Source organism: Kocuria rhizophila (assembly GCF_003667225.1).
Taxonomy (GTDB): Bacteria; Actinomycetota; Actinomycetes; order Actinomycetales; family Micrococcaceae; genus Kocuria; species Kocuria rhizophila.
Map to the genome: position 1 here is coordinate 20,540 of NZ_RCOM01000008.1, position 23,437 is coordinate 43,976.

At 71.3% G+C, this 23,437-nt stretch carries 17 protein-coding genes; 14 read left to right on the top strand and 3 right to left on the bottom strand.

What is annotated here, in order from left to right; genetic code table 11:
• Positions 1-54: 54 nt before the first annotated feature.
• From D9R02_RS02655 to D9R02_RS02665, 3 genes are read left to right on the top strand one after another with little or no spacing between them, the layout of a single operon-like run.
• Positions 55-726, top strand: coding sequence for a hypothetical protein (locus D9R02_RS02655; RefSeq protein WP_259463897.1), 672 nt, complete (start codon positions 55-57; stop codon positions 724-726).
• Positions 723-2,279, top strand: a complete 1,557-nt coding sequence (locus tag D9R02_RS02660) for a CpaE/TadZ family protein (RefSeq protein ID WP_121566279.1) — start codon at positions 723-725, stop codon at positions 2,277-2,279. The genes D9R02_RS02655 and D9R02_RS02660 overlap by 4 nt, the downstream gene beginning before the upstream one ends.
• Before the next feature lie 18 nt (positions 2,280-2,297).
• The gene (locus D9R02_RS02665; RefSeq protein ID WP_039101777.1) at positions 2,298-3,881 is read left to right on the top strand and encodes a sensor histidine kinase; all 1,584 of its coding nucleotides are present in this window, start codon (positions 2,298-2,300) and stop codon (positions 3,879-3,881) included.
• A gap of 84 nt (positions 3,882-3,965) precedes the next feature.
• Here D9R02_RS02665 and D9R02_RS02670 read toward each other — a convergent pair whose 3' ends face one another.
• Positions 3,966-4,214, bottom strand: a complete 249-nt coding sequence (locus tag D9R02_RS02670; RefSeq protein ID WP_039101778.1) for a WhiB family transcriptional regulator — start codon at positions 4,212-4,214, stop codon at positions 3,966-3,968.
• Between the two features lie 301 nt (positions 4,215-4,515).
• Between D9R02_RS02670 and D9R02_RS02675 the strand changes: the two genes are divergently transcribed.
• The gene (locus tag D9R02_RS02675) at positions 4,516-4,947 is read left to right on the top strand and encodes a hypothetical protein (RefSeq protein WP_039101779.1); all 432 of its coding nucleotides are present in this window, start codon (positions 4,516-4,518) and stop codon (positions 4,945-4,947) included.
• A gap of 198 nt (positions 4,948-5,145) precedes the next feature.
• On the opposite strand, the gene D9R02_RS02680 is transcribed toward D9R02_RS02675, so the two are convergent.
• The gene (locus tag D9R02_RS02680) at positions 5,146-9,789 is read right to left on the bottom strand and encodes an FtsK/SpoIIIE domain-containing protein (RefSeq protein WP_121566280.1); all 4,644 of its coding nucleotides are present in this window, start codon (positions 9,787-9,789) and stop codon (positions 5,146-5,148) included.
• A 211-nt stretch (positions 9,790-10,000) separates the two neighbouring features.
• On the opposite strand from D9R02_RS02680, the gene D9R02_RS02685 reads away from it, so the two are divergent.
• The 5 genes from D9R02_RS02685 to D9R02_RS02705 all read left to right on the top strand — a co-directional run bounded on the left by D9R02_RS02685 (position 10,001) and on the right by D9R02_RS02705 (position 16,512).
• Positions 10,001-11,182 (top strand): glycosyltransferase family 4 protein, encoded by a 1,182-nt coding sequence (locus D9R02_RS02685; RefSeq protein WP_070636717.1) that lies wholly within the window; start codon positions 10,001-10,003, stop codon positions 11,180-11,182.
• Positions 11,183-11,399: 217 nt separating this feature from the next.
• Positions 11,400-12,587: a UDP-galactopyranose mutase gene (gene glf, locus D9R02_RS02690; RefSeq protein ID WP_059281461.1), complete on the top strand. Its 1,188-nt coding sequence runs from the start codon at positions 11,400-11,402 to the stop codon at positions 12,585-12,587.
• Positions 12,584-14,605, top strand: a complete 2,022-nt coding sequence (locus D9R02_RS02695) for a glycosyltransferase (protein WP_102613136.1) — start codon at positions 12,584-12,586, stop codon at positions 14,603-14,605. Before glf ends, D9R02_RS02695 begins: the two co-directional genes overlap by 4 nt.
• A gap of 104 nt (positions 14,606-14,709) precedes the next feature.
• Entirely contained in the window at positions 14,710-15,582 is an 873-nt protein-coding gene (locus tag D9R02_RS02700) for an ABC transporter permease (protein ID WP_102613135.1), read from the top strand.
• Between the two features lie 3 nt (positions 15,583-15,585).
• Positions 15,586-16,512 carry an ABC transporter ATP-binding protein gene (locus tag D9R02_RS02705; protein WP_121566281.1) on the top strand — a complete coding sequence of 309 codons (927 nt, stop codon included), beginning with the start codon at positions 15,586-15,588 and terminating at the stop codon, positions 16,510-16,512.
• 74 nt (positions 16,513-16,586) lie between these two features.
• On the opposite strand, the gene D9R02_RS02710 is transcribed toward D9R02_RS02705, so the two are convergent.
• Positions 16,587-18,620 carry a DUF6541 family protein gene (locus D9R02_RS02710; protein WP_310793800.1) on the bottom strand — a complete coding sequence of 678 codons (2,034 nt, stop codon included), beginning with the start codon at positions 18,618-18,620 and terminating at the stop codon, positions 16,587-16,589.
• A 157-nt stretch (positions 18,621-18,777) separates the two neighbouring features.
• Here D9R02_RS02710 and D9R02_RS02715 point away from each other — a divergent pair, with 157 nt between their 5' ends.
• The 5 genes from D9R02_RS02715 to D9R02_RS02735 all read left to right on the top strand — a co-directional run bounded on the left by D9R02_RS02715 (position 18,778) and on the right by D9R02_RS02735 (position 23,407).
• The gene (locus D9R02_RS02715; protein WP_070636712.1) at positions 18,778-19,452 is read left to right on the top strand and encodes a glycosyltransferase family 2 protein; all 675 of its coding nucleotides are present in this window, start codon (positions 18,778-18,780) and stop codon (positions 19,450-19,452) included.
• Positions 19,453-19,464: 12 nt separating this feature from the next.
• The gene (locus D9R02_RS02720; protein ID WP_047979079.1) at positions 19,465-19,971 is read left to right on the top strand and encodes a DUF2304 domain-containing protein; all 507 of its coding nucleotides are present in this window, start codon (positions 19,465-19,467) and stop codon (positions 19,969-19,971) included.
• 210 nt (positions 19,972-20,181) lie between these two features.
• The gene (locus D9R02_RS02725; RefSeq protein ID WP_047979080.1) at positions 20,182-21,612 is read left to right on the top strand and encodes a TadA family conjugal transfer-associated ATPase; all 1,431 of its coding nucleotides are present in this window, start codon (positions 20,182-20,184) and stop codon (positions 21,610-21,612) included.
• Positions 21,609-22,466 carry a type II secretion system F family protein gene (locus tag D9R02_RS02730; protein ID WP_121566283.1) on the top strand — a complete coding sequence of 286 codons (858 nt, stop codon included), beginning with the start codon at positions 21,609-21,611 and terminating at the stop codon, positions 22,464-22,466. The genes D9R02_RS02725 and D9R02_RS02730 overlap by 4 nt, the downstream gene beginning before the upstream one ends.
• Positions 22,463-23,407, top strand: a complete 945-nt coding sequence (locus tag D9R02_RS02735) for a type II secretion system F family protein (protein WP_121566284.1) — start codon at positions 22,463-22,465, stop codon at positions 23,405-23,407. The genes D9R02_RS02730 and D9R02_RS02735 overlap by 4 nt, the downstream gene beginning before the upstream one ends.
• The last annotated feature ends 30 nt before the right edge of the window (positions 23,408-23,437 follow it).

A 23,437-nucleotide genomic window follows, 5' to 3' on the forward strand; every position in this document is an offset into this window, starting at 1 on the left:
CGGCACACTCGTGGGTAACCGGCAGGAGCCGGTCACGGGGGAAGGACACGGAGCATGGGACGTCAGCCAACACCGGAGCGGTCAGGGCACTCGAGTGCGTCGGCCGTCCGTTTCCGCAAGCCGTCGTGGCGGGACCCCCGGCTTCTGGTCGGACTGCTGCTGGTGCTGCTCTCCGTGCTGGGGGGGATCCTCCTGGTGGCCGCCGCCAACCGCAACGAGCCCTACTACGCCGCCGCGACCGACCTTGCCGTGGGGCAGCGGGTCACTGCCGAGGATCTCACCACCGTGGACGCGCACCTGCAGGAGACCTCCTCCCAGTACATCCCGGGGGTGCAGCCGTTGCACGAGGACGCGGTGGTCACCCAGCGGGTGCCGCGGGGGCAGCTGGTCCCCGCCGCGTCCATCGGCACGGCCGACCACCTGGACCGGACCTCCGTGGGCATTGCCCTGCAGACCCCCCTGCCATCCCAGGCCGACCCGGGGGCGCACGTGGACGTCTGGGTGGCCAAGCCCAAGCCCAGTGGACGCGGGTACGTGGAGCCGAAGAAGCTCGTCACGGCCGCGGAGATCGCACGCGTCGACACGACCGACACCGCGCTGGGCGGCTCCGGGGGCGTCACCGTTCACGTGCTCGTCACCCCGTCGCAGGTGGCGCCGCTCGTGGACGCCCTCGGCAACGACGCGAAGGTGACCCTGGTGCCCAACACTGCGGGGAGCGGCTCGTGAGCATCTCCGTGGTGACCCTCGGGTCCGGCACGTGGGAGCTGGTGGAGCGGCTCGAGCGGCTGCACGGGGAGGTGACCGTGGTGCGGCGCTGCCTCGAGCTCTCAGAGCTGCTCGCGTGCGCGCACACGGGCATGGCGCAGCTGGCGCTCGTGGCGGAGGGCGGCGAGGACCTCACGGCGTCGCTGCTCGACCAGCTCGCGAGCAGTGGCCTGCGGGTGCTGGTGGTGGAGGGCCACGACGATCTGCGACTGTCCCAGCTCGGAGTGGGGTCCGTGGCGGCGGCGGTCACGGGGTCTGAGCTGTCGGAACGGATCCTCGGGGCCATGCAGGATCCACCCCGATCCCACGGTCGGGGCGAGCCCCGGGAGGACGCGGGCGCGCCCGGCTCGGAGCCGCCGAGGCACCCCGGTGCCGTGGACGGGTCCCGGGCCGCAGGGCCGGACGGGGAGGACGCGCGGAGCGGGGAAGGGCGGCAGGGCGACGTCGCCCGCGCCCGGGGGTCCCGGGGCCACACCGAGGAGGCCGATCACGGGACCGGTCCAGTGCCACCCACCGCCGGTGACGGCGTCGGGGAGAGCGCCGAGGACGGCGGGGAGCGCGAGCTGTGGCACCCGGAGGGGGACGTGGACGCCGGAGCAGGCGACGACGGGGTGGAACCCCGGCTCGTGGTGGTGTGGGGACCCGCCGGGGCACCGGGGCGCACCGTGGTCGCGATCAACCTCGCGGCCGAGGCGGCCCTGCACGGCGCGCGCGTGCTGCTGGTCGACGCGGACACCTACGCGGCGTCGGTGGCCGCGAGTCTGGGCATGCTCGACGAGGCGGCGGGGCTCGCGCAGGCCTGCCGGCTCGCGGACCAGGGGAGGCTGGACGCCGACACCCTGCGCCGCTGCGCCACCCCGGTCTCCGTGGCCGGCGGATCCGTGGCGGTGCTGAGCGGTCTCACGCGCCACGACCGGTGGCCCGAGCTGAGGGCGTCGGCGCTGGAGCTCGTGCTCGAACGCGCCCGCCAGGTCTGGGACCTCGTGGTCGTGGACGTCTCCTCCCCGCTGGAGGCGGACGAGGAGATCAGCACCGACTTCCTGGCCCCGCGCCGCAACGCCGGGGCGCTGATTCCTGTGGCCGCGGCGGACACGGTGATCGCCCTGGGCGCGGCCGACGCCCTCGGGGTACCCCGCCTGGTGAAGGCCCTCCCGGACCTCGACGACGCGGCACCCGGGGCCGCGGTGCTGGTGGTGATGAACAAGCTGCGTCCCGCGGCCACCGGGCGCGCCGCCCGCGCGGCCGTGACCGAGGCATGGGAGCGCTTCTCCCCGGGGCACCCGATCGCCCACACGCTGCCGTGGGACCCCGCAGTGTGCGACGCCGCCCTGCTCGCGGGAGCCGTGCTCGCCGAGACGGCGCCCCGCAGCGCCCTGCGCCAGGAGATCACCGCGCTCGCGCTCGCGGTGCGCCGGGGCGAGGCCGTGTCCGCCGCGGCGTCGGGCGCGGCGACCTCCGGTGGGACGGGCACTAGGCTGGGGCGTCGGATGGGCGCGTGGTTGCGCCGGGACTGAGAGAAGAGGCGGCCGCACATGGCATTCACCGATCCGCTGCGCTGCGTGGCGGACTTCGACGCCGGCGACGCCGAGTGGCTCCACCTGCTCGTGGGGGACTGGCAGCTCGTTGCGGACCTGGGCTTCGGGGACCTGCTGCTCTGCTTCCCCCGGGAGGTGGTGGCCGCCGCGCAGAGCCCCACGGGCCAGCCGATCCCCCGGGAGGGCACGGACTTCCTGGTGCTCGCCCACGCCAGACCGACCACGGGGCCCACCGCCTACCAGAAGGACCTGGTCGGGGAGCTCGTGAACGGGCCGGCGGCGGGCACCCTGCGCCGGGCATGGATCGATCGTCGGATCGAACGCACGGGCCCCTCGGAGTGGTCGAACCTGGCCTCCCGCTCCGTCACGCTGGTCCCGCTGGTGCGGAACCAGCGGACGATCGCCGTGGTCAGCCTGACCACGGATCCGCAGCGCGAACGGCTGCCCTCCCGCATGGAACTGGTCTACCGGGAATCGGCCGCCGACCTGCTGCGCATGGCGAACCAGGGGACGTGGCCGGACTTCGCGGTGCGCAGCGACTCCCGCAGGGGAGCTCCGCGCGTGGGGGACGGCATGCTGCGACTGAACGCCTCCGGGGTGGTGGAGTTCTGCTCGCCCAACGGTCTCTCCACGTTCCGGCGCCTGGGCTTTCGCGGAGACCTCACCGGCCAGAACCTGCTGCGGGTGGCTCGCCAGCTCCCGCTCACCGCCCCCGGGGTGGACGAGACCCTGGCGCCCGTGCTGGCGGGGACCATGCCGTGGCGGGCCGAGCTCTCGGGGGTGAAGGCATCGGCGACCTTGCGCGCCATCCCCCTGCGTCAGGGCTCGGAGCGCACGGGAGCACTGCTGCTGTGCCGGGACGTCACCGAGCTGCGTCGGCGCGACCTGCAGCTCGTCTCCAAGGACGCCACCATCCGTGAGATCCACCACCGGGTGAAGAACAACCTGCAGACGGTCTCCGCGCTGCTGCGGCTGCAGTCGCGCCGCATGCACTCGGAGGAGGGGCGCAACGGGCTCCAGCAGGCGATGCGCCGGGTCAGCTCGATTGCCCGGGTGCACGAGTCCCTCTCCCACGAGATCTCCGAGGACGTGGACTTCGACGAGCTGATGCGCCACCAGGTGAAGCTCGCGGTGGAGACCGCCTCGGCGGGCCAGCGCGTGCGCACGGAGGTCCACGGCTCGTTCGGCCGGCTGCCCTCGAAGAGCGCGACGTCCGTGGCCCTCGTGGTCAACGAACTCGTGGCCAACGCCGTGGAGCACGGGCTCAGGGACCGGGACGGCACCGTGGCGATGTCCGTGCGCCACCTCGAGGACGAGACCACGGAGACGGGAGAGACCGACCGTGTGCTCGAGATCGCCATCGAGGACGACGGCAGCGGCATGGGGGCCACGGTCATCGAGGAGTCCGGGGTGAGCGCCTACCGACCCCCTGCAGAGGGCGAGGGGCTGGGCATGCAGATCGTGCGGACCCTCGTGGCCAGTGAGCTGCGCGGCAGCATCCGGTGGCAGTCCGCGGAGCAGGGCGGGACGAGTGTGGTCATCACGGCCCGGTTCCGCCAGCCGGCGTCCGGGCGGCGGTGACGGGGCCCACCTGCGACCGGATGCGCGAACGGCCCGTGTTCCACCGGGTGGCGGAACGCGGGCCGTTCGGCGTGCGTGCGGATCTCAGGAGGCGCGACGGGCGCGGGCGGCGCGGCGCTTGAGCGCCCGGCGCTCGTCCTCGCTCATCCCGCCCCACACACCGGCGTCCTGACCGGACTCCAGGGCCCACTGCAAACAGGTGTCCATGACCTCGCACGTGCGGCACACGGCCTTGGCCTCATCGATCTGCAGGAGGGCAGGGCCTGTGTTTCCCACGGGGAAGAACAGTTCGGGGTCTTTCTCCAGGCAAGCTGCGCGACTACGCCAGTCCATGACGATGACACCGCTCCTTTCGGGAATTCGTGGTGTGCCGGTCCGCAGGAACCCGGGGGAGCGCGGCGACCAGCCGCGTGGAGGAACCTGGCCATGACACAGAAAAGGCCCGTGAGATCGGGCCTTTGGGGATCTGTCACTACTTTCCCACGTAAACACAGCGTAAACAAGAGTCTGAGCGCTACATCACACCCGGGGCTTGCATCCTCCCTGTTGCGCGGATGGACGGGGCATGCCGGGCACCGGGGGAGGTGCTCTCACTACAGTGGACGTGTCCAGGTCCCCTCCCGAAAGGCCCGCCATGAACCCCCCGGTGTCCCGCTCCACCACCCAGGCGCCCGGCGCCCGGCCCTGGACCGCGACGGTCGTCGCCGTGCTGGTGGCGCTGGAGTCGCTCGCGCTGCTCGTGATCGCGGTGGGGCTCGTCGTGTCCCTCTTTACGGGCCACGTCCTGCCGGTTGCCGGCATCGTCTTCGCTTCCGTGGTCCTCGTGGGTGGAGCACTGTGGCTCGCCGCGGCGGCACGCGGGGTGCTCGGCGGTATGCGCTGGCCGCGCGCGGCCGTTCTGGTCTCCCAGGCCTTCCTGCTCATCGTGGGGCTGTCCTTCCTGCAGGTGGCACTGGGCGGCTGGGGCATGGCGCTCGCGGTGGTGGCGGTGGTCACGATCCTGTGCCTGTTCGCCCCGCCCACCGTCGCGTTCATGCACCGCACCCGGGACGACGCCGCCCGCTGAGATCCCGGAGCGCGACTGAGGTGGCATCCCCCTCCGCGGTTGCCGGAGCCTGCCGTACCGCACTGCGCGGGGCCAGCCGAGGCTCCCCCGCCGCTCTGGGGGATGCCACGCCAGATCTGCCGGGCACGACGTGGTGGCAGGCCATGACGTTCTGCCGGCCCGCTTCGTCACCGGGCTGTCACGGAGGTGCGCCCCCACTCACGAACCGGTGGGCGGCAGGGGGCACTGCAGGGGGGTCACGGTGCCCCGGTGCACCCAGAACCCCCGTCCCGGTGGCCCACCCAACGGCTGACCGGTGAAGGAGGCCCCGAACGTGTCCCCGTCAAAGCTGCGGCGGGGCCTCAGGACCAGGGCGTCCGCGGTGTGCCGCCACGTCAGCAGCGGTGGGAACGTGGCCGCCGGGGAGTCCGTGAGCTGGATGCCCACGATCACCCGCACGCCCGGAAGCAGCCAGGGCTCCTCGGTGGCGGGAGGGAGCGCGGAGCCCGCACCGTGGAGCGGGAGACCGTCCCGCTCCACCGCTGCCGCGCGGTGACCCGGTGCGGATCCACCGGCGCCGTACGCCACCGCATGGGGATTCGCGGCCGCGGGTTCCGGGTGCGGGGAGTGCGGCTCTCGGGGAGGGGCGTCAGCGTCGGGTCTCCCCGTCCACGCCGCGGCGAACGCCCGCAGGACGTCGGGTGCCAGCCGGTCGGCGTCGTCCAGGACCACGGTGGTCGGGCGGTGCACCCCGCCCAGACGGCGCAGCAGGGCAGGGACGTCCTCCGCGGTGCGCAGAACGGGGTGCAGCACGTCGTGGCGCGCCGTGCTCGGTCGCTGGTGCGCGGCCCCGGCCTCCGGGTCGAGGTGCGCGCGGGCCGCGGCCAGGAAGCTGCTGCGCCCGCTGCGGGCCGGGCCCGCGACGACGAGCGTGGACCCGGGGCCCCACGGATGGCAGCACGGGGACCCGTCCCGGGTGACGCCCAGCACGAGACCCGCGGAACGCGGGGTGGGAGGGGTCCACGATCTCGGCAGCGGGAACGCGGGCGGCCACGGGTGGGGAGCGGCAAGCGGCTCGACCGCGAGGGCCGTGTCCGGCACCGCGGTCGTCGTCGGGCACGGGTTCGACCGTCGTGCGGGACCGGCCGGTGCGGCGTCGCCACCGGCGAGCTGCACCACGGCCATCCGCTCCGCGCGGGGAGCAGCGGATCCCGGCTCACACCTGTCCGTGGCCGGCCCACTCAGGGCGGCGCGTCCCGGATGGGCCGAGAACGGCGGCAGGCGCGGCCATTGCAGCAGCGCGTCCGGGCTCTGTCCCTCCGGCAGGTGCAGCCGGTTGGGTCCGACGTGGGAGGCCCTGCCCGTCGCGAGGGCCCGGTCGCCGGTGACCAGTGCGGAGAGCCCCAGGGCCGTGCCGGTGGAGACGAGGGCGAGGACGTCGTCCTCCAGGTGGGCCCAGGACCCTGCCCGGAAGTGCTGGCAGCAGCGGTCCCAGTCCTCCACGGCCAGCACGGCCCGGGACCTGGCGCCCGAGACGGACTCCTGCCGCCCGCCCAGACCGGCGCGGAGCGTGTCGAGCAGGTGCGCCACGTCCCCCGGTTCGTCAGCGCGTGCCCATCCCCGCAGTGCCGGGTGCGCGGCCACGCCCTCCGCGCTGGCCACCCCGTCCAGTGCGTGATCCGATGCCGTGATGACGTACAGCGCCACGGGGTTCGCGGCGGAGACGCCGGGCAGCACCAGCGCGGCGCAGCGCCGGAGCAGAGCCGAGAACCAGCCGTGCACAGCCGCGGGGCGGCCGATGAGCGCGAGAGCCCCGTCCTCCCAGGGCCGCCATGCGGCGCGCCCGCTCCAGTGCTCCGCGGGGTTCTCCGCCGGACCCAGGTCCACGGCGTCACCGACGCCGCTGGGGAGCGCGTCCGCGTTCGCGGGCAGGGCCGGTGGCACTGCCCGGCTGCCGCCTGGGCCACCCCGCGGATCGTCGGGCAGCAGCGCGGGCGTCTCGTCCGCCGAGGCCCAGGAGTCGGCCACGTCACGCACCGCGGCCGCCACATCCGGTGGCGGTCCGGAGTCGGCAGGACCCACAGACCGACCCGCCCGCGGCGGCCCGTGGTGGCGCGCCGGGTCCGTGAACGTGACCACGGGGGATGGGGGAGCGGGTGGCCGCATCCGTGTCAGAACGGCGGCCTGCACCTCGACCGCGGGTCCGTCTCCGCGGTCGAGGTACCCCCGGCCGGGCAGCCCGGACGGGATGCGGGCCGCCTGGGTGCCCCCGACGACGTCCACGGACTCCTGCTCCGTGCGCACGCGCAGGCAGAGCGCCTGGGTGACGTTGGTGCGAACGTCTGCGGGCAGGGCACCCTGGGGGCGCTGCGTGGCCAGCACCAGGTGGACCCCCAGGGACCGTCCCACGGTCGCGACGACCGCGAGTTCCTGTGCAGCCTCCGGGAACGCGTCCGTGAGCATCTTGGCCTCGTCCACCACCACGACCAGCTCCCGGATCGCGGGGGTCTGGGCGTCACGCCCCAGCACCTCGGCCATGTCCCGCAGACCGTGCGCTGCGAGGACCAGCTCGCGGCGTCGCAGCTCGGAGCGCAGGAACAGCAGCGCCCGCCGGATCTCGTCCGCACCCAGGTCCGTGAGCAGTGTGGTGAGGTGGGGCAGCCCGGTGAGGGGCGCGAGGGCGGCACCGCCCTTGAAGTCGATGAAGACGAACTCCAACCGGCGCGGTGGGCACTGCGCGGCGAGGCCGGCCACGATCGTGCGCAGCACCTCGGACTTCCCGCATCCCGTGGTGCCGGCGATCAGCAGGTGGGGGTGCTCGTCACTCAGCTGGATGTGCTCGACCCCGGCTCGGGAGACGCCGAACGCGGCACTCAACACATTCGCCGGGCCCGCTGCCGCCGGGGAATGTCCCGCCCTCGTGCACGGGGTGTCCGCGGAGACGGCGTCGTGCGACGCCTCCGTGCCCTGGGGGTGTGCGGGTGTGCCACCGTACGCGCCCAGGCCGTGCGCGCCCGGGCTGTGCGCGCCCGGACCGTGCGACGCCGGGAGGGCGGCGTCGTCGTTCGTGAGAGCCAGGAGCTCGTGCGATCCGAGACGGCGGGGCAACCGGCCGCCAGCCGTTCCGACCCCTGCGCTCGACACACGAGCCCATGCGGCCACCGCGCGGGCGGCCTGCTCGCTGCCCACCGTGTCCGGGAGGAACTCGATGCTGAACCGCTGGTCCTCCCCGGACAGCCCCGGCACGGCGTCGCACCTGCGGGTGGTGAGGCGCACCTGCGCACCGGATCCGGTGAGGACGGCTTCCCCGTCGTCGAGCGGGGTCGCGTGGGCCACCACCACGCGCAAGAGACCGGTGCGTCGCGGGCGCGTGCGGGCGTCGTCTGCTGTGAGCACCTCCAGGCCTGCGGTGCCCGGTGGTTCGTCCTCCTGCGGGGGAGTCGACTCGGCAGGAGTCTCCGCTCGGAGCGGGGCCTGCCACGCGAGGTCCGGGGACACGACGAGGCGGCCCAGCGCACCGGGGCCGGTGAACAGCTGGACCACCAGGGCATTGAGCACCCCCGCAGCCCGACGGTGATCCAGGGCGAGGGTGAGTGACGGGAGTGCCGCGAGGTCCACGATCACGGGTGCGCTGGGGTGCCACACCTCCCGCACGCCCACACCCTGCCCCCGGGACACGTTGCCGCCCCGCGCCCCGTGGCCCAGCCGGACCCAGCGTGCCGCGGCCGCCCGGTCCAGCTCTCGCCGCGGACGGCCACTCCCCTGGCGTCCTGCCCCCGTGGAGGTGCAGGCCACCACGGGTTCTGGCGCGGCTCGGGGTGCGAATGCAGCGCCCGCGACGGAGCCGGTGGAGGTGTGGCCCGCGGCTGAGAAGCCACGGTCCGAGGTGAGCGCCCGGCAGCGGTGGAGGACCTCGGCGGCCGAGGGCGCGGCGTGCGCGCACCGGCGGAGATCGCGGTCCAGCGCGGCTCGCAGCCGGTTGCTCGTCTCTCTGCGGGCGCCTCGTTCGCCCACCCATCCCACGACGGTCGTGACGGCCCCGAGCGCGCTGAACACCAGGAAGAACCACCAGTGGGTGACCACCGCGATGCCGATCCCCGCGAGCAGGGGCAGCGCACCCGTGATCATGGTGAGCCTGGCACGGCGGCGGGACGGGGCGTCGACCGTCAGAGGACGGGAGGGGTTCGCCTCCTGCGCGGTGATGCCCGGGGGCGGCTCCTGCTCCCCGGGCCAGGACGGCGAGCTCCCCGGCGCTGCGGGCAGTTCCACCCGGAGCCAGCTGAGACGGCCACCGCGGTGCAGCCGCACCCGGTCCCCGGAACCGAGGCGGGTCCCGGTGGGAAGGACCTTAAGCCCGGTGTCGTCGAGCAGCAGGGAGAGGTCCGCTCCGGAGGTGGAGGGGCTGCCCGGGGGCAGCAGGACCGGCCCGTCGTCCTGGAGGACGACGTCGCAGCGTCCCCTGGTCAGAACGAGGCGGGTGCCCGCACCGGTACCCTCCACGACCTCGACCGTCGTCGCGTCCTGCTCGTCACCCGGCGCCTCGGTTGCCGTGTCGGCGGCAGCGGGCGGCTCCGTGCACAGAGGGCCGAGCAGCCGGTCGGTTCTCTCCGGCCGTCCCGTGGCGGTGTGTTCCCGGTCGTCCGCCACGGGAAGCAGCACCACCGTGGCGCCGTCCACCAGCGGGGCGGCCCCGACCGTCAGCCGTGCCAGATCGAGGCCCTCGACCGTGGCGCGGTGCTCGGTGCCCACGAGCCGGGCGAGCTCGGCGGCCAGGTGCGCGCCGTCGCTGGCGGGGGCGGCGGTGACGGTCGCGGTGTGGGTGGTGCGAGTCCCGCTCCAGACGATGTGCAGGGTCAGGTGCATGGCGGCAGTACACCGTGCGGGGGAGCGGGCCGTCCGGTGCGGCCGTGCCGCGGGGGACCGGGCGCGTGCACACCCTTCGCGACGAGCGGCTGTGCAGTGAGCTCGACGTGCGGTCGTCCGCGAACCGTGACCTCCCGGCCCCGGGTCACCGGCCATGCCGCAGCGGACTCCGTCCCGCGTGCACCGAGCCGCGCATGAGAAAGTAGAGGCCATGAAACCCCGCAAGGTCGTCATCGTCAGCCGCATCTTCCTCCCCGAACCGGCCGCCGCCTCCTTCCGGCTCGCCGCGCTCGCCCGGGGCTTCGCCGCCGAGGGTGCCCAGGTCACCGTTCTGACCACTCGGCCGCCGAAAGGCATGGATCCCGCCTCCGTCTCGGAGCCGTACGACATCGTGCGCGTGCCCGTTCTGCGCGACAAAGAGGACTACGTGCGTGGAGTGGCCCAGTACCTGAGCTTCGACGTCCAGGCGTTCGCGCGGCTGCTGGTCATGGACGCGGACATCGTGGTGAGCGAGCCGCCGCCCACCACGGGACTCGCGGTGTGGCTGTCGAGCGCCCTGCGGCGTCGTCCGTACATCTGGTACAACCCGGACGTGTGGACCTCCGCCACCCTGAACATGGACGTGCCCGGCGTGGTCACCCAGCTGATGCGCGCCGCGGAGACCGTTGCGGCCCGTCGCGCCGGGGGCGTGATCACCGTGTCGGAGTCCATGGGCGAGGAGCTGCACCGCGTGACCGGAACGCCGTGGGAGAGGATGTTCGTGGCCGAGAACGGCATCGACACGGACACCTTCACCCCGGAGGGGCCCGCCGCGGACGTGCCCGCCCCGTACTTCGTGTACGCGGGATCCATCTCGGAGTGGCAGGGCATGGACGTGTTCGTCGAGGGCCTTGCGCGCATCCTGCCGCGTCATCCTGAGGCGGTGCTCCACGTGCTCGGACGGGGCTCGGACCTTCGGCGGGTGCAGGAGGCCGCGGCGCGCCTGGCCCCGGACAACGTGGTGTTCCACGGGGTCCAGAGCCCCGCCCGCACGGCGGCGTTCCTGCGGGGTGCGGTGGCCGCGCTCGCGTCCGTGGTGCCGCACTCGGGGTACGACTTCGCCAAGCCCACGAAGCTCTACGCCGCCGCCGCGTGCGGCGCCCCGTCCATCTATGCGGGCGTGGGGGCGGGTGCGACTCTCGTCACGGAGAACGAGCTCGGAACCCCGGTGGACTTCACGCCCGAGGCGGTCGCCCGCGCCATGGAGGACGCCCTCGCGGCCTCGAAGCACGGAGCCCGGGACGCCGTGCGGGAACGCCGCAGCCGGTGGGCTCGCGAGCACGCCTCACTCGCGGCCTCGGGGCGCGCTGCCGCGGCGTGGGTGCTCAGCGGCTTCCGGACCGGCGCCAGCTGAGCTGCCCTGCGGCCCAGGTTCCCCGGCGCCGCTGCGGGCAGGTGGATCGCCCGCGGACGACGCCGCTGGGCCGCCACCGCCGGCCGCGCACCGCGGCGTGACGGATCCCACGCCGCCCTGCGCAACGCGAGTCACGCGGGGCGGAACCAGCGGCGTCCGGTATTTTTAGGCACGACGATCTCCGCGCACGGATCGCGGAAGACCCTAGGAGGGACACATGAACACTGATCTGGTGGTCGTGGGCTCGGGACTGTTCGGCTTGACCGTGGCAGAACGAGCGGCACGTGAATTGGGTTTGAAGGTCACCATGATCGACCGGCGGCCCCACCTGGGCGGCAACGCCTACAGCGAGAACGAGGAGCGCACCGGGATCGAGGTGCACCGCTACGGCGCGCACCTGTTCCACACCTCCAACGAGCGCGTGTGGGAGTACGTGAACCGGTTCACCCAGTTCACCAACTACGTGCACCGCGTGTACACCCGCCACCAGGGCGAGGTGTACCCCATGCCCATCAACCTGGGCACGATCAACCAGTTCTTCCGCGCGGCGTACTCGCCCGGCGAGGCCCGCGAGCTGATCCGCGAGCAGGCCGGCGAGCTGGCGGGGACCGACCCGCAGAACCTCAACGACAAGGGCATCCAGCTGATCGGGCGGCCCCTGTACGAGGCGTTCATCAAGCACTACACCGGCAAGCAGTGGCAGACGGACCCCAAGGACCTGCCCGCCTCGATCATCTCCCGGCTGCCCGTGCGCTACACGTACGACAACCGCTACTTCAACGACACCCACGAGGGTCTGCCCGTGGACGGGTACACCGCGTGGCTCGAGCGCATGGCGGACCACCCGAACATCGACGTGCGCCTGGACACGGACTTCTTCGACGACTCCCAGGAGTTCTCCAAGTCCAACGTGGTGGGCCAGGTCCCCGTGGTCTACACGGGTCCCGTGGACCGCTACTTCGACTACGCCGAGGGTGACCTGTCATGGCGCACGATCGACCTGGAGGAAGAGGTCCTGGACATCGAGGACTTCCAGGGCACCTCCGTGATGAACTACCCGGACGCGGACGTCCCCTACACCCGCATCCACGAGTTCCGTCACTTCCACCCCGAGCGGGACTACACCAAGGACGCCACCGTGATCATGCGGGAGTTCTCCCGTTTCGCGGAGAAGGGCGACGAGCCCTACTACCCGGTGAACACGTCCGAGGACCGCGAGAAGCTGCTGGCCTACCGTGACCTCGCGCAGGGCGAGTCCTCCGTGCTGTTCGGCGGGCGCCTGGGAACCTACAAGTACCTGGACATGCACATGGCCATCGGCTCGGCGCTGTCCATGGTGGACAACAAGATCGCACCGCACTTCACCTCGGGTGCGCCCCTGACCAGCGGAGGAGTGGACGCATGAGCCCGGAGCACGCCGAACAGTCGCACGCCACGACCGGTGACGGGCAGCAGTACCTGGCCAAGATCAACACTCAGCCCCGCAGCGAGAAGGATCTGCGAGAGGTCGCGCGCGTGGTGTTCCCAGCCGACAAGGACCTGGATGCTCTGCCGCTCTACATCGATGGTCCGATCAACGTGGAGGGGCCGTCCTCCGTGGGCGCGGACACCGCCAACCAGCACCCGGACGACATCATCTCCCGCCGCTCGGTGCGCATCCGTCCGGGGCGCCGGGTGTCCTTCGGCTCGTACTTCAATGCGTTTCCCGCCTCCTACTGGCGGCGCTGGACCGTGGCGGACTCCGTCACCCTGCGAGTCCGGACCACCGGGGCCGGGTCGCTGATCGTCTACCGGTCGAACGCCCGCGGGGTATCCCAGCGCGTGGAGGACAGGCGCGTGGACGGCTCCACCACCTGCGAGTTCGAACTCACCCTCGCACCGTTCGGCGACGGCGGCTGGTACTGGTTCGACCTCATCTCCGACGAGGAGGGCATGGTCCTGGATGCGGCGTCCTGGCTGGTGCCGTCCCACGGACGTGCCGTGGGTCGCGTGACGCTGGGCGTGACCACGTTCAACCGCCCCGACTACTGCGTGAACACCATCAAGACGATCGCACAGGCCGACGGACTGGACGACGTCCTGGACGAGCTGATCATCGTGGACCAGGGCAACAAGCTGGTCCAGGACGAACCCGACTTCCCCGAGGCTCAGGAGGCCATGGGCGGGAAGCTCCGCATGATCCGCCAGGGCAACATGGGCGGTTCCGGTGGGTTCGCGCGCAACATGTACGAAGTCGTGGAGGGTCGCCGGACCCCCCAGGGGATCGAGAAGTCCGACTACGTGCTGATCCTGGACGACGACATCCTCCTGGAGTCCGAGGGTGTGCTGCGTGCCGCCGCGTTCGCGGACATGTGCCACACCCCCTCGATCGTGGGCGGGCACATGTTCGACATGTACAACAAGCCCCTGCTCAACGCGTACGCGGAGGTCGTGAACCCCTACCGGTTCCTGTGGGGCCCCATTGACGGCCTGGGTGCCGTGGACTTCGCGGAACGCGGTCTGCGCTCCCGCCCCAAGCTGCACCGGCGCTGGGACGCGGACTACAACGGCTGGTGGATGTGCCTGATTCCGCGCACCATCCTGGAGGACATCGGCCTCTCGCTGCCCGTGTTCATCAAGTGGGACGACTCCGAGTACTCGCTGCGCGCCAAGGCCGCCGGATACCCCACCATCTCGCTGCCGGGCGCGGCCGTGTGGCACGTGTCCTGGGCGGACAAGGACGACGCAGTGGACTGGCAGGCGTACTTCCACGAGCGCAACCGGCTCATCGCGGCTCTGCTGCACTCGCCGTTCGCCAGGGGCGGGCGCATGCTGCGGGAGTCGCTGACCACGGACACCAAGCACGTGGTCTCCATGCAGTACTACCCGGCGAAGTCCGTGCTGCTGGCCATCCAGGACGTCCTGGCCGGACCGGAGCGCCTGCACGAGATGCTTCCCACGCGCATGCCCGAGATCCGCGCCATGAAGGACGACTACTCCGACGCGCGCGTGGTCAAGGATCCTGCGGAGCTGCCCCCGGTGCGTCGGTCCAAGCCGCCGAAGACCATGGAGGCGCCCAAGTCGCCCACCAAGGCCCAGCTGATTCCGTGGGCGCTGCGCACCGTGCTGAAGCAGACGCTGCGGCCCGTGCGCAGCATGGCCAAGGAGTACCCCGAGGCCACCGTGGCCCACATGGACGGCCACTGGTCCTACCTGGCCACGCTCGACTCGGCGATCGTCTCCAACGCGGAGGGCACCGGCGCGTCGTGGTACCGCCGGGACCCCGCCCAGGTGCGCGAGCTGATGGCGGAGAGCGTGAAGCTCCACGCCGAGCTGCTCTCGCGCTGGGACGCCCTCAGCGAGCAGTACCGCGCGGCGCTGCCGGAGATCACCTCGGTGGACGCCTGGGCCCGCACCTTCGGGGAGAACGGCCCCGCACAGTAGTTCGGCCACCCGCTCGACGCCGTACGCCCACCCGGGCGTGCGGCGTCGACGTGCATGCGGTGCGCACGCCAGGAAGAACGCACCGTGCCAGGAAAGGACGGCAGATGAAAACCCAAGCTCCCGCTACGCACTTGCGGCCTCCGGGGCAGGACCGTGGGCTGAGGGACGTGTTCGCGAACAGGTTCCTGCTCAGGCTGATCGTGGACAAGGAGATCCAGATCAGGTACCGGGGCACGGTCCTCGGGCTGCTCTGGTCCTACCTGAAACCGGGCGTGCAGTTCCTGGTCTTCTACATAGCCATGGGCGTGTTCCTGGACCTCAACCGCGGCATCGAGAACTTCGCCGTGTACCTGTTCTCGGGCATCGTGGTGATGAACCTCTTCGGCGAGGTCTTCGGCAACGCCTCCAGGTCCGTGGTGGCCAATGGGGGACTGCTCAAGAAGATCTACCTGCCGCGGCAGCTGTTCCCCGTGTCCAACCTGCTGGTGGCGATGATCCACTTCGTGCCGCAGCTGGTCATCCTGCTGCTGGCGTGCTTCCTGACCGGGTGGCACCCGGGGGCCAAGCAGCTGCTCGCGGTGGTCGTGGCCACCGCGATCATCGCGCTGTTCTCGCTCGCGCTGGGCATGCTGTTCACCACGTTCAACGTGTTCTTCCGGGACGCGGAAAACATCGTGGACCTCATCATCATGGTGTCCACGTGGGCCTCTCCCGTGCTCTACATGTGGACCATGGTCCACGAGAAGCTGTGGGACTGGGTTTACTACGTGTACATGGTGAACCCCCTGACCGTGGCGGTGGAGCTGTTCCACTACGGCTTCTGGTTCCCCACCACGGACACGCCGCAGATCTGGCACGTCCCGCCGCACCTGCTCACGGGGTGGACCCCGTTGGCGATCGTCACCAGCCTGATCCTCTTCTTCCTGGCGGACCGCCTGTTCCGCTCGCAAGAGGGCAACTTCGCGCAGGAGCTGTGAACCATGTCTACTTCAGCCACCCAGACCACCCCCGGTCGCACGGACGCGGACCTGGCCATCAGGGTCCGCCACATGACCAAGGAATTCGTGCTGCGCCACACGCGCTCCATGAAGGAGGCCTTCGTGTGGCTCGTGAAGGGCCGCAAGGGCGACCTCACCGCCAAGTTCACGGCGCTGAACGACGTCTCCTTCGACATCCACGACGGTGAGACGGTCGCCCTGCTGGGCTTCAACGGCTCCGGCAAGTCCACCACCCTGAAAATGATCTCCGGGGTGATGAACCCGGACTCCGGGGAGATCCTCACCCGGGAGAAGGTGGCGGGGCTCATCGAGGTGGGCGCGGGCTTCCACCCGGATCTCACGGGCCGGGACAACGTCTACCTCAACGGTGCGATCCTGGGAATGAGCAAGGAGGAGATCGACGCCAAGTTCGACGACATCGTGGCGTTCTCGGAGATCGCGGAGTTCATCGACACCGAGGTGAAGTTCTACAGCTCGGGCATGTACCTGCGCCTGGCCTTCTCCGTGGCCATCCACACGGACCCCGAGGTGTTCCTGGTGGACGAGATCCTCTCGGTGGGTGACGAGCCGTTCCAGAAGAAGTGCATCGGCCGCATCAAGGACCTCGTGCGCCGCGGCAAGACCCTGGTGGTGGTCAGCCACGACCTCAACCTGGTCATGGACATCTGCGAGCGCGGGATCGTCATGGACCACGGCACCAAGGTCTTCGACGGCAACGTCTACGGCGCGGTGGCGCACATGCGCAACCAGCCGGAGGAGGACGTCCGCCGGGAGCATGCCGAGGGCATGGCCCGCGCGCTGGAGGACAAACGCCGCAAGCGCGAGTGGCAGGCCCGCGAGGCCGCCGAGCGCGGCGAGGAGTTCGTGCCCCAGTACGACCCGGACCTGGACGGCCCGCTGGCTGGCTGAGGCCCCCTGTTCCCCGACGACGGCGCCGCGAGAGACGTGCTCTCGCGGCGCCGTCGTTCATGCCAAGGGGTCTTTCACCCGCACCCGGTGATCTTGTAGAGCTTGGCCTCGGGGCCGGTCTGAGCCACGAGCTCGAAGCCGTTCTGGGGCGTGAGCTGGTCGTAGCCGGCGGTGTCGAAGTAGGCGAACGGATTGACCGGCCGCGTGCCGAAGTCGAGGACGAACTGGACGTTGTGCTTCTTCACGGCTGGGCAGACCTCCGGGTCCGTGGTCAGCTCATCCAGGTGGTGGGCGATCACGGAGGCCTCCCGGTCCGCCACGAGACCGTTGTGGGGAAAGAGCACCTGCGTGCCAGACAGGGCGTAGGCCTGCGAGGTTCCGGTGAGCGGGTTGCCGAAGACCACGGCGTCCTGGGGGACGTAGTCGGGCAGCTCGAGCAGCAGCTCCCGTTCCTCGGGCGAGACGAGCGCGTAGGGGTAGTCGGTGCCGGCAGCGTACTGGCTCCTGCCGTAGTTCACGATGTCCGTCATGGGCTGCGTCTGCAGCACCTGCCAGCCCACCAGCACCGCGAGGAACCCGCCGACCACGGCGGAGACCCGGGAGTGGACCACAGGCGGGAGACGCGTGGCGGTGCCCCGGACCGGGGAGGGTGCCCCGGGGTTCTTCGCTGCTCGGGAGACGGTTCGGCGGGCACCGGACACCGCCCAGTGCAGCACTGCGAGAGCGCCGGCGGTGGCCATGGGGACGGCGAGCACCGGGATCAGGGCCAGGATGCGGTTGACGTCGTTGTACCAGATGCCGCCCCAGTCGTAGCGCAGGCCGGCGTCCCTGGACGAGGACACGAGCACATAGAGCCACACGAGGAAGGCCCAGGCCGCGACGACCCAGCGCGAGGAGTGGCGCAGCAGAGCAGCCGCGCCCAGGAGCACCACGACGACCAGGGCCCAGGGAAGGTGCGGGGCGTTGGGGTCGACGGTGGCCAGTGCCTCGCCCAGTGCCTGGGGCTCCGAGGCGTGCGGCTTCCACGTGGATGCGGACTGGCTGGCGCGCGCGGCGAACCAGATCTGCTGCAGGACCAGGATCTCTGCGATGAGCCCGGCTCCGCCGGCGGCCTTGAGCCACCAGGGGCTGCTGCGCCGCAGACTCCGCCACCACACCGTGAGCATCATGATCCACAGCAGGGCCAGCCCCACGATCACGGTGGAGGGGTGGGCGAGTCCCACGGCTCCGGTGACAGCCAGGATCGTGATCCACAACCCGGTCTTCGAGCCTGCACGGGGTTCTTTCGAAAGGCCGAGCGCCTCTGTGAGCAGCCCCAGCCAGAGGGGGAGGAAGGCTATCGACATGCCATTGGGAAAGAGGACCCCGTAGAAGCTCAGCAGGTACGGGAAGGCTGGGAAGCTAGAGGCCATCAGCCCGGCAGCCACGGACACTGCGGGGCGGGAGCCGAGCAGCCGGGTGGTCAGGTGGAGACAGCCCAGCACCCAGGCCACACCGCACACCATCATGGTCATGGCGTTCGCGGTGAGGACCACGGGGAGGTCGGTCACTTGGGTGACGAACGCGGCGGTGTCGTGCCACGCCGCCGGGTAGAACGTCGGTTCTCCCACCCCCAGACCGCCGAGGGTGAGCGAGGAGGCCTGTCCGGTGTCCTGGATGTAGCGCACCGCGTTGTAGTGGAAGTTCGCGTCGTACGTCTGGGAGTAGGCGTCCGGGGTCTGCATGATGAGGTGCAGCCGCTGCACCACGACCCCGATGCCAAGTGCGGCCGCGCACCACAGCCCCACGGTGGAGGTGGTGACGCGCTCCCGCCAGGGGACGGCGTCCGCCCACGGGCCGGCCAGCAGGCGGCGTCGTGCGGGGAGCAGCACCAGCCACAGTGCGAGGGCCACCACGACGAATGCGAGGGCGACGGTGAGGGGGTTCCACGGCACCCCCACGAGCCCGAAGATCACGGCTGAGGCACCGAAGCCCGCCACGGACAGTGGAATCGCCGCAGCGCACCGGGTGAGCCCGCGCAGGCCGAGAGCCACGCTGAGCAGCGCGCCCGGAAGGACCATCAGGATCCCCACCAGCGCGTACGAGGGAAGTGCTTCTAGCCAGCTCACGGGATCCATGACTCCAGACGTCAGGGGGGGTGGGTACGTGGGAAGTTTAGTGGACGGGGTGCGGGCACCCGGACGGGGTCCGCGGTGGAACTCGCAGAATCCTGGGAGGTCTCCGGCCGTCCACGGGGGAGCGGCTGCCGCCGCGCGCTGTGGAACAATGGGGCCCGTGAGTCGAGCGTGGATTGTGATGCCCGTGTACAACGAGGCCGAGGTGGTGGGTGAGGTCCTGGAGAATCTCCGGCGGACCTTCCCGCACGTGGTGTGCGTTGACGACGGCTCCACGGACGACTCCGCCCAGATCTGCCGGGACGCCGGAGCCGTGGTCGTCCAGCACCCCATCAACCTGGGGCAGGGTGCCGCGCTGCAGACGGGTTTCGAGTACGCGCTGCAGGACCCGGAGATGGACTGCGTGGTCACGTTCGACTCGGACGGTCAGCACCGCGTGGTGGATGCGTACGACATGGTTCAGCGCATCCGCAGCGGCGAGGCCGAGGTGGTCCTGGGCTCGCGCTTCCTGGACGACCGCACCCAGGTCTCACAGCTCAAGCGCCTGGTGCTGCGCACCGCCGCTTTCGTCTCCAAGTTTACCAGTGGCATGGACCTCTCCGACGCCCACAACGGGCTGCGCGCGATCGACCGCCACACCGTGGCCAAGCTGCACCTGCAGCAGAACCGCATGGCGCACGCCTCGGAGATCGTCAACCGGTTCGCCGAGCTCAAGCCCCGGTGGGTGGAGCACCCCGTGGAGATCATCTACACCGACTACTCACGCGGCAAGGGGCAGTCCCTGCTCAACGGCGTGAACATCCTGGCCGAACTGTTCGTGAAGTAGCGGAGCACACGCATGACCATCCTGGTTCAAGTAGTCCTCATCCTGGCCGTTGCGTACGGCGCCCTCACGCTGGTGCGCGGCGGGGCCAACGCCAAGCACCAGGCCATCCGGCGACTGGGTGCGGTGGCGTTCTTCTTCTTCGCCGCCGTCTCCATCCTGGTCCCGGACGTCGTGACGCAGCTTGCGCGCGTGCTCGGCATCGGCCGCGGCACGGACCTGGTGCTCTACGGGCTCGTGGTGCTCTTCATGATCACCCAGTACACCTCCGCCCAGCGCCGCCGGGTGGACGAGGTCAACATCACGCGCCTGGCGCGCCACATCGCCATCTCGGAGGCGGAACGTCCCTGGGATCCCGACGCCGCCCACATGGACCGCGCCTCGGTGCTCACCTTCGCGGCGGAGTCCCCCACGTCCCGCCCGTCGGAGGAGCCGCACGCCGGCCCGGCCGGCCCGGGTACGGGCTCCGCCCAGCCGGACACCGGGCACGACGCCGCCCGGGGCGGTTCCACGGCGTTCTGACCTCGCGCTCGGCACGGTGACCCGTGTCACTTTTCATGAGGATGCATTCTGCGTCCGAGCATGACGCGCGGAGGGCGTGCCATTCGTGCAGGTCAGCGCGGTTATCCACAGAACGCGCCGTCGAGCGTGTGCGCCGCGCGCATTTTGCCCTAGCGTTCCCCCCAGAGATGACCAGCCAGTAACGGGTTCGGGGGAACCCCAGGGGGAGCCATGGCCACGGGTGTCACCGAGGACGCGATCGGACTGATCGAGGCGGACGTGCGCGAGCAGATCCGCCGCGCGGGGCTCGACCCGCTGCACGAGGTGGAGCCCACCCGCCAGATCGTGGCCTCGGTGGTCTCCGACTACGACGTCCGCTCCGCCCGCGCCGGGCTGCCCCGGATCCAGGACCTGGACGCCACCCGCAAGACCGTGCTGGACCTCGTGGCGGGCTACGGTCCGCTGCAGCCGTACCTGGACGACCCCGACGTCGAGGAGATCTGGATCAACGGGCCCACCGAGATCTACGTGGCCCGCGGCGGCGAGTCCGAGCTCACGAGTCTGGCGCTCAGCGAGTCCCACGTCCGCACGCTCGTGGAGCGGATGCTGAAGTCCTCCGGGCGCCGCCTGGACCTGAGCTCCCCCTTCGTGGACGCATCCCTCCCGGACGGCTCCCGGCTGCACGTGGTCATCCCGGACGTGACCCGCGCCCACTGGGCCGTGAACATTCGCAAGTTCGTTGCGCGTGCGCGGAGGCTGCAGGACCTGGTCGCGCTGGGCTCGCTCACCACGCAGGCGGCTGATTTCCTGCACGCCGCGGTGGCCTCGGGACTCAACATCCTCGTCTCGGGGGCCACACAGGCGGGGAAGACCACCATGCTCAACTGCCTGTGCGCGGCCATCGGCCCGCGGGAGCGGGTGGTCACGGTCGAGGAGGTCTTCGAGCTGAGGGTGGCGCTGCGCGACGTCGTCGCCATGCAGTGCCGCCAGGCGAACCTCGAGGGCACGGGCGAGATCCCGCTGCGCCGCCTCGTGAAGGAGGCGCTGCGGATGCGCCCGGACCGGCTCGTGGTGGGGGAGGTGCGGGAGGCGGAGAGTCTGGACATGCTCATCGCCCTGAACGCGGGACTGCCGGGGATGTGCTCGCTGCACGCCAACTCCGCGCGGGACGCCGTCACCAAGATCTGCACCCTGCCCCTGCTCGCCGGGGACAACATCAGCAGCGCCTTCGTGCTCCCCACCGTGGCCTCGTGCTTCGACCTGGTGGTCCACTGTGAACGAGACGCCACGGGCCACCGGCGCGTGGCGGAGGTCCTGGCGGTGGGCAACAGAGTGGAGAACGGCGTCATCGAGACCTATCCGGTCTTCCGGCTCGAGAACGGGGTCCTGCGCGCGGTCGCCTCCGAGGTCCCGTCCTCGGAGAAGTTCGTGCGCGCGGGGTACGCGCCCGCCGCGCTCATCCGCGACGACGCACCGCCGTCCTCCCCGGGGATGGTCGAGGACGGGCCGGAAGCGTCGGCCCCTGCGGTGGAACCTTCTGCGCCCCGCGGAACGGGTCGCGTGGCCGAGGGCGGGAACCAGGGCCGCGCCGGGGCAGGCAGGGCGCGTGCGGGACATCGCGCGAGCAGCCGGGGCGGACAGTCACGGGGGAGGTCCTCGTGAGCTCCCTGGTGGGAGCCCTGCTGGGCGCGGGAGTGTTCCTCGTGTGGTGGTCGTGCTGGACACGGCCCACGGGGACGAGAACGAGGCACGCCGGAGCCGGGAGATTCCGCACGCTCCTGCTGCAGGCGGGGCTGCCGGGGGTGGCACCTGCCACCTTCGTGGCTCTGAGCCTGGCGCTGGCCGGTGTCGCGGGGCTGCTCACGTTCGCCGTGACCTCCGCGGTGGTGTTCGGGCTGTGCGTCTTCGTCGTCGCGCTCGGCGTCCCGCTCTGGCTGGCACGACGCCGTGCTCGACGCCGCACGGCCGTCCTGCGGGAGGTGTGGCCGGACGTCGTCGACCACCTGAGGTCCGCCATCCGCGCGGGCATGGGCCTGCCTGAGGCCCTCATACAGCTGCAGTACCGCGGGCCCGAGCCGCTGCGACCCGCCTTCACGCAGTTCGCGGCGGACTACCGGGCCAGCGGTCAGCTGCACGGTTCCCTGACCCTGCTCAAGCAGCGCCTGGCGGACCCCGTGGCGGACAACATCGTCGAGGCGCTGCGCGTCACGCGCGAGGTGGGCGGCACGGACCTGGGCAAGCTGCTCGGCACGCTGTCGGAGTTCCTGCGGGAGAACGAACGAACGCGCAGCGAGCTCGAGGCACGCCAGTCCTGGACCGTCAACGCCGCGCGGCTCTCAGTGGCGGCCCCGTGGCTCATCCTGGCTCTCATGGCCACGCAGCCCGCCGCCGTGCAGGCCTACAACACGGCTGCCGGTGCCGTGGTCCTGCTGGGAGGCCTGGTCGTGTCCGTGGTGGCCTATCAGCTCATGCTGCGCCTCGGCGCGCTCCCCGAGGAACAGCGGGTGCTGCGATGAACATCCCCGTGACCTCAGGAATCCTGGGACTGGTCCTGGCGTGGGGCCTGTGGCTCGTGTGGGTGGCCGTGAGGGCCGGAGGAGCGCCGAGCTTCGCAGACCGGATCGCGCCGCAGCTCCGGGCCGTGGAACTCGAGGGCGGGATCCACACCACTGCGTGGGGCGCGTCCCGCAGGCCGGGGAGGTCGCTCACCGGCACCGCGGGCAGTGCCGTGATGGCCTGGATCCTGGAACGCACGGCCCCGCTGTTCTCCGACGCGGACGTCCTGGCGCGGCGACTGGTGCGGGACGGGTCGCGCAAGGACGTCATGGACTTCCGCGCCGAGCAGGTGCTGTGCGGTGTCGCCGGAGCCGTGGCGGGGGCGGCCTCCGGACTCGCGCTGGCTGTGCGGGCCGACGTCCATCCGGCCGTGGTGCCGATCGCCGCATTCCTGGGGGCCGGGACGGGGGTCTGGGCGCGCAACCAGTGGCTGACGCGCAGCATCCACCGGCGGGAGAAGCTGATGCTCGCCGAGTTCCCAGCCGTGGCCGAGCTCATGGCGCTCGCCGTGGGGGCGGGAGAGAGCGCGGTGGGAGCCCTCGAGCGCGTGTGCCGTGTGGCCGAAGGGGAACTGGCCGGGGAATTCCGCGCCGTTCTCGCGCAGACCCGGTCGGGTGCCGGGCTGAGCACGGCGTTGCAGGACTTCTCCGCCCGCACCGACGTGGTGGCCCTCGGCCGGTTCGTGGACGGCATCGTCGTGGCCATCGAACGCGGGACGCCGCTCGCGGACGTGCTGCGCGCCCAGGCCCAGGACGTCCGCGACCACGACAAGCGCGTGCTCATGGAGGTCGCGGGCAAGAAGGAGATCGCCATGCTGGTCCCCGTGGTCTTCTTCATCCTGCCGCTGAGCGTCGTGTTCGCGGTGTTCCCCGGACTCGCCGTGCTCAACCTCGGCTTCTGACGTCCCATGCTTCCCACCCCATGAATCCAC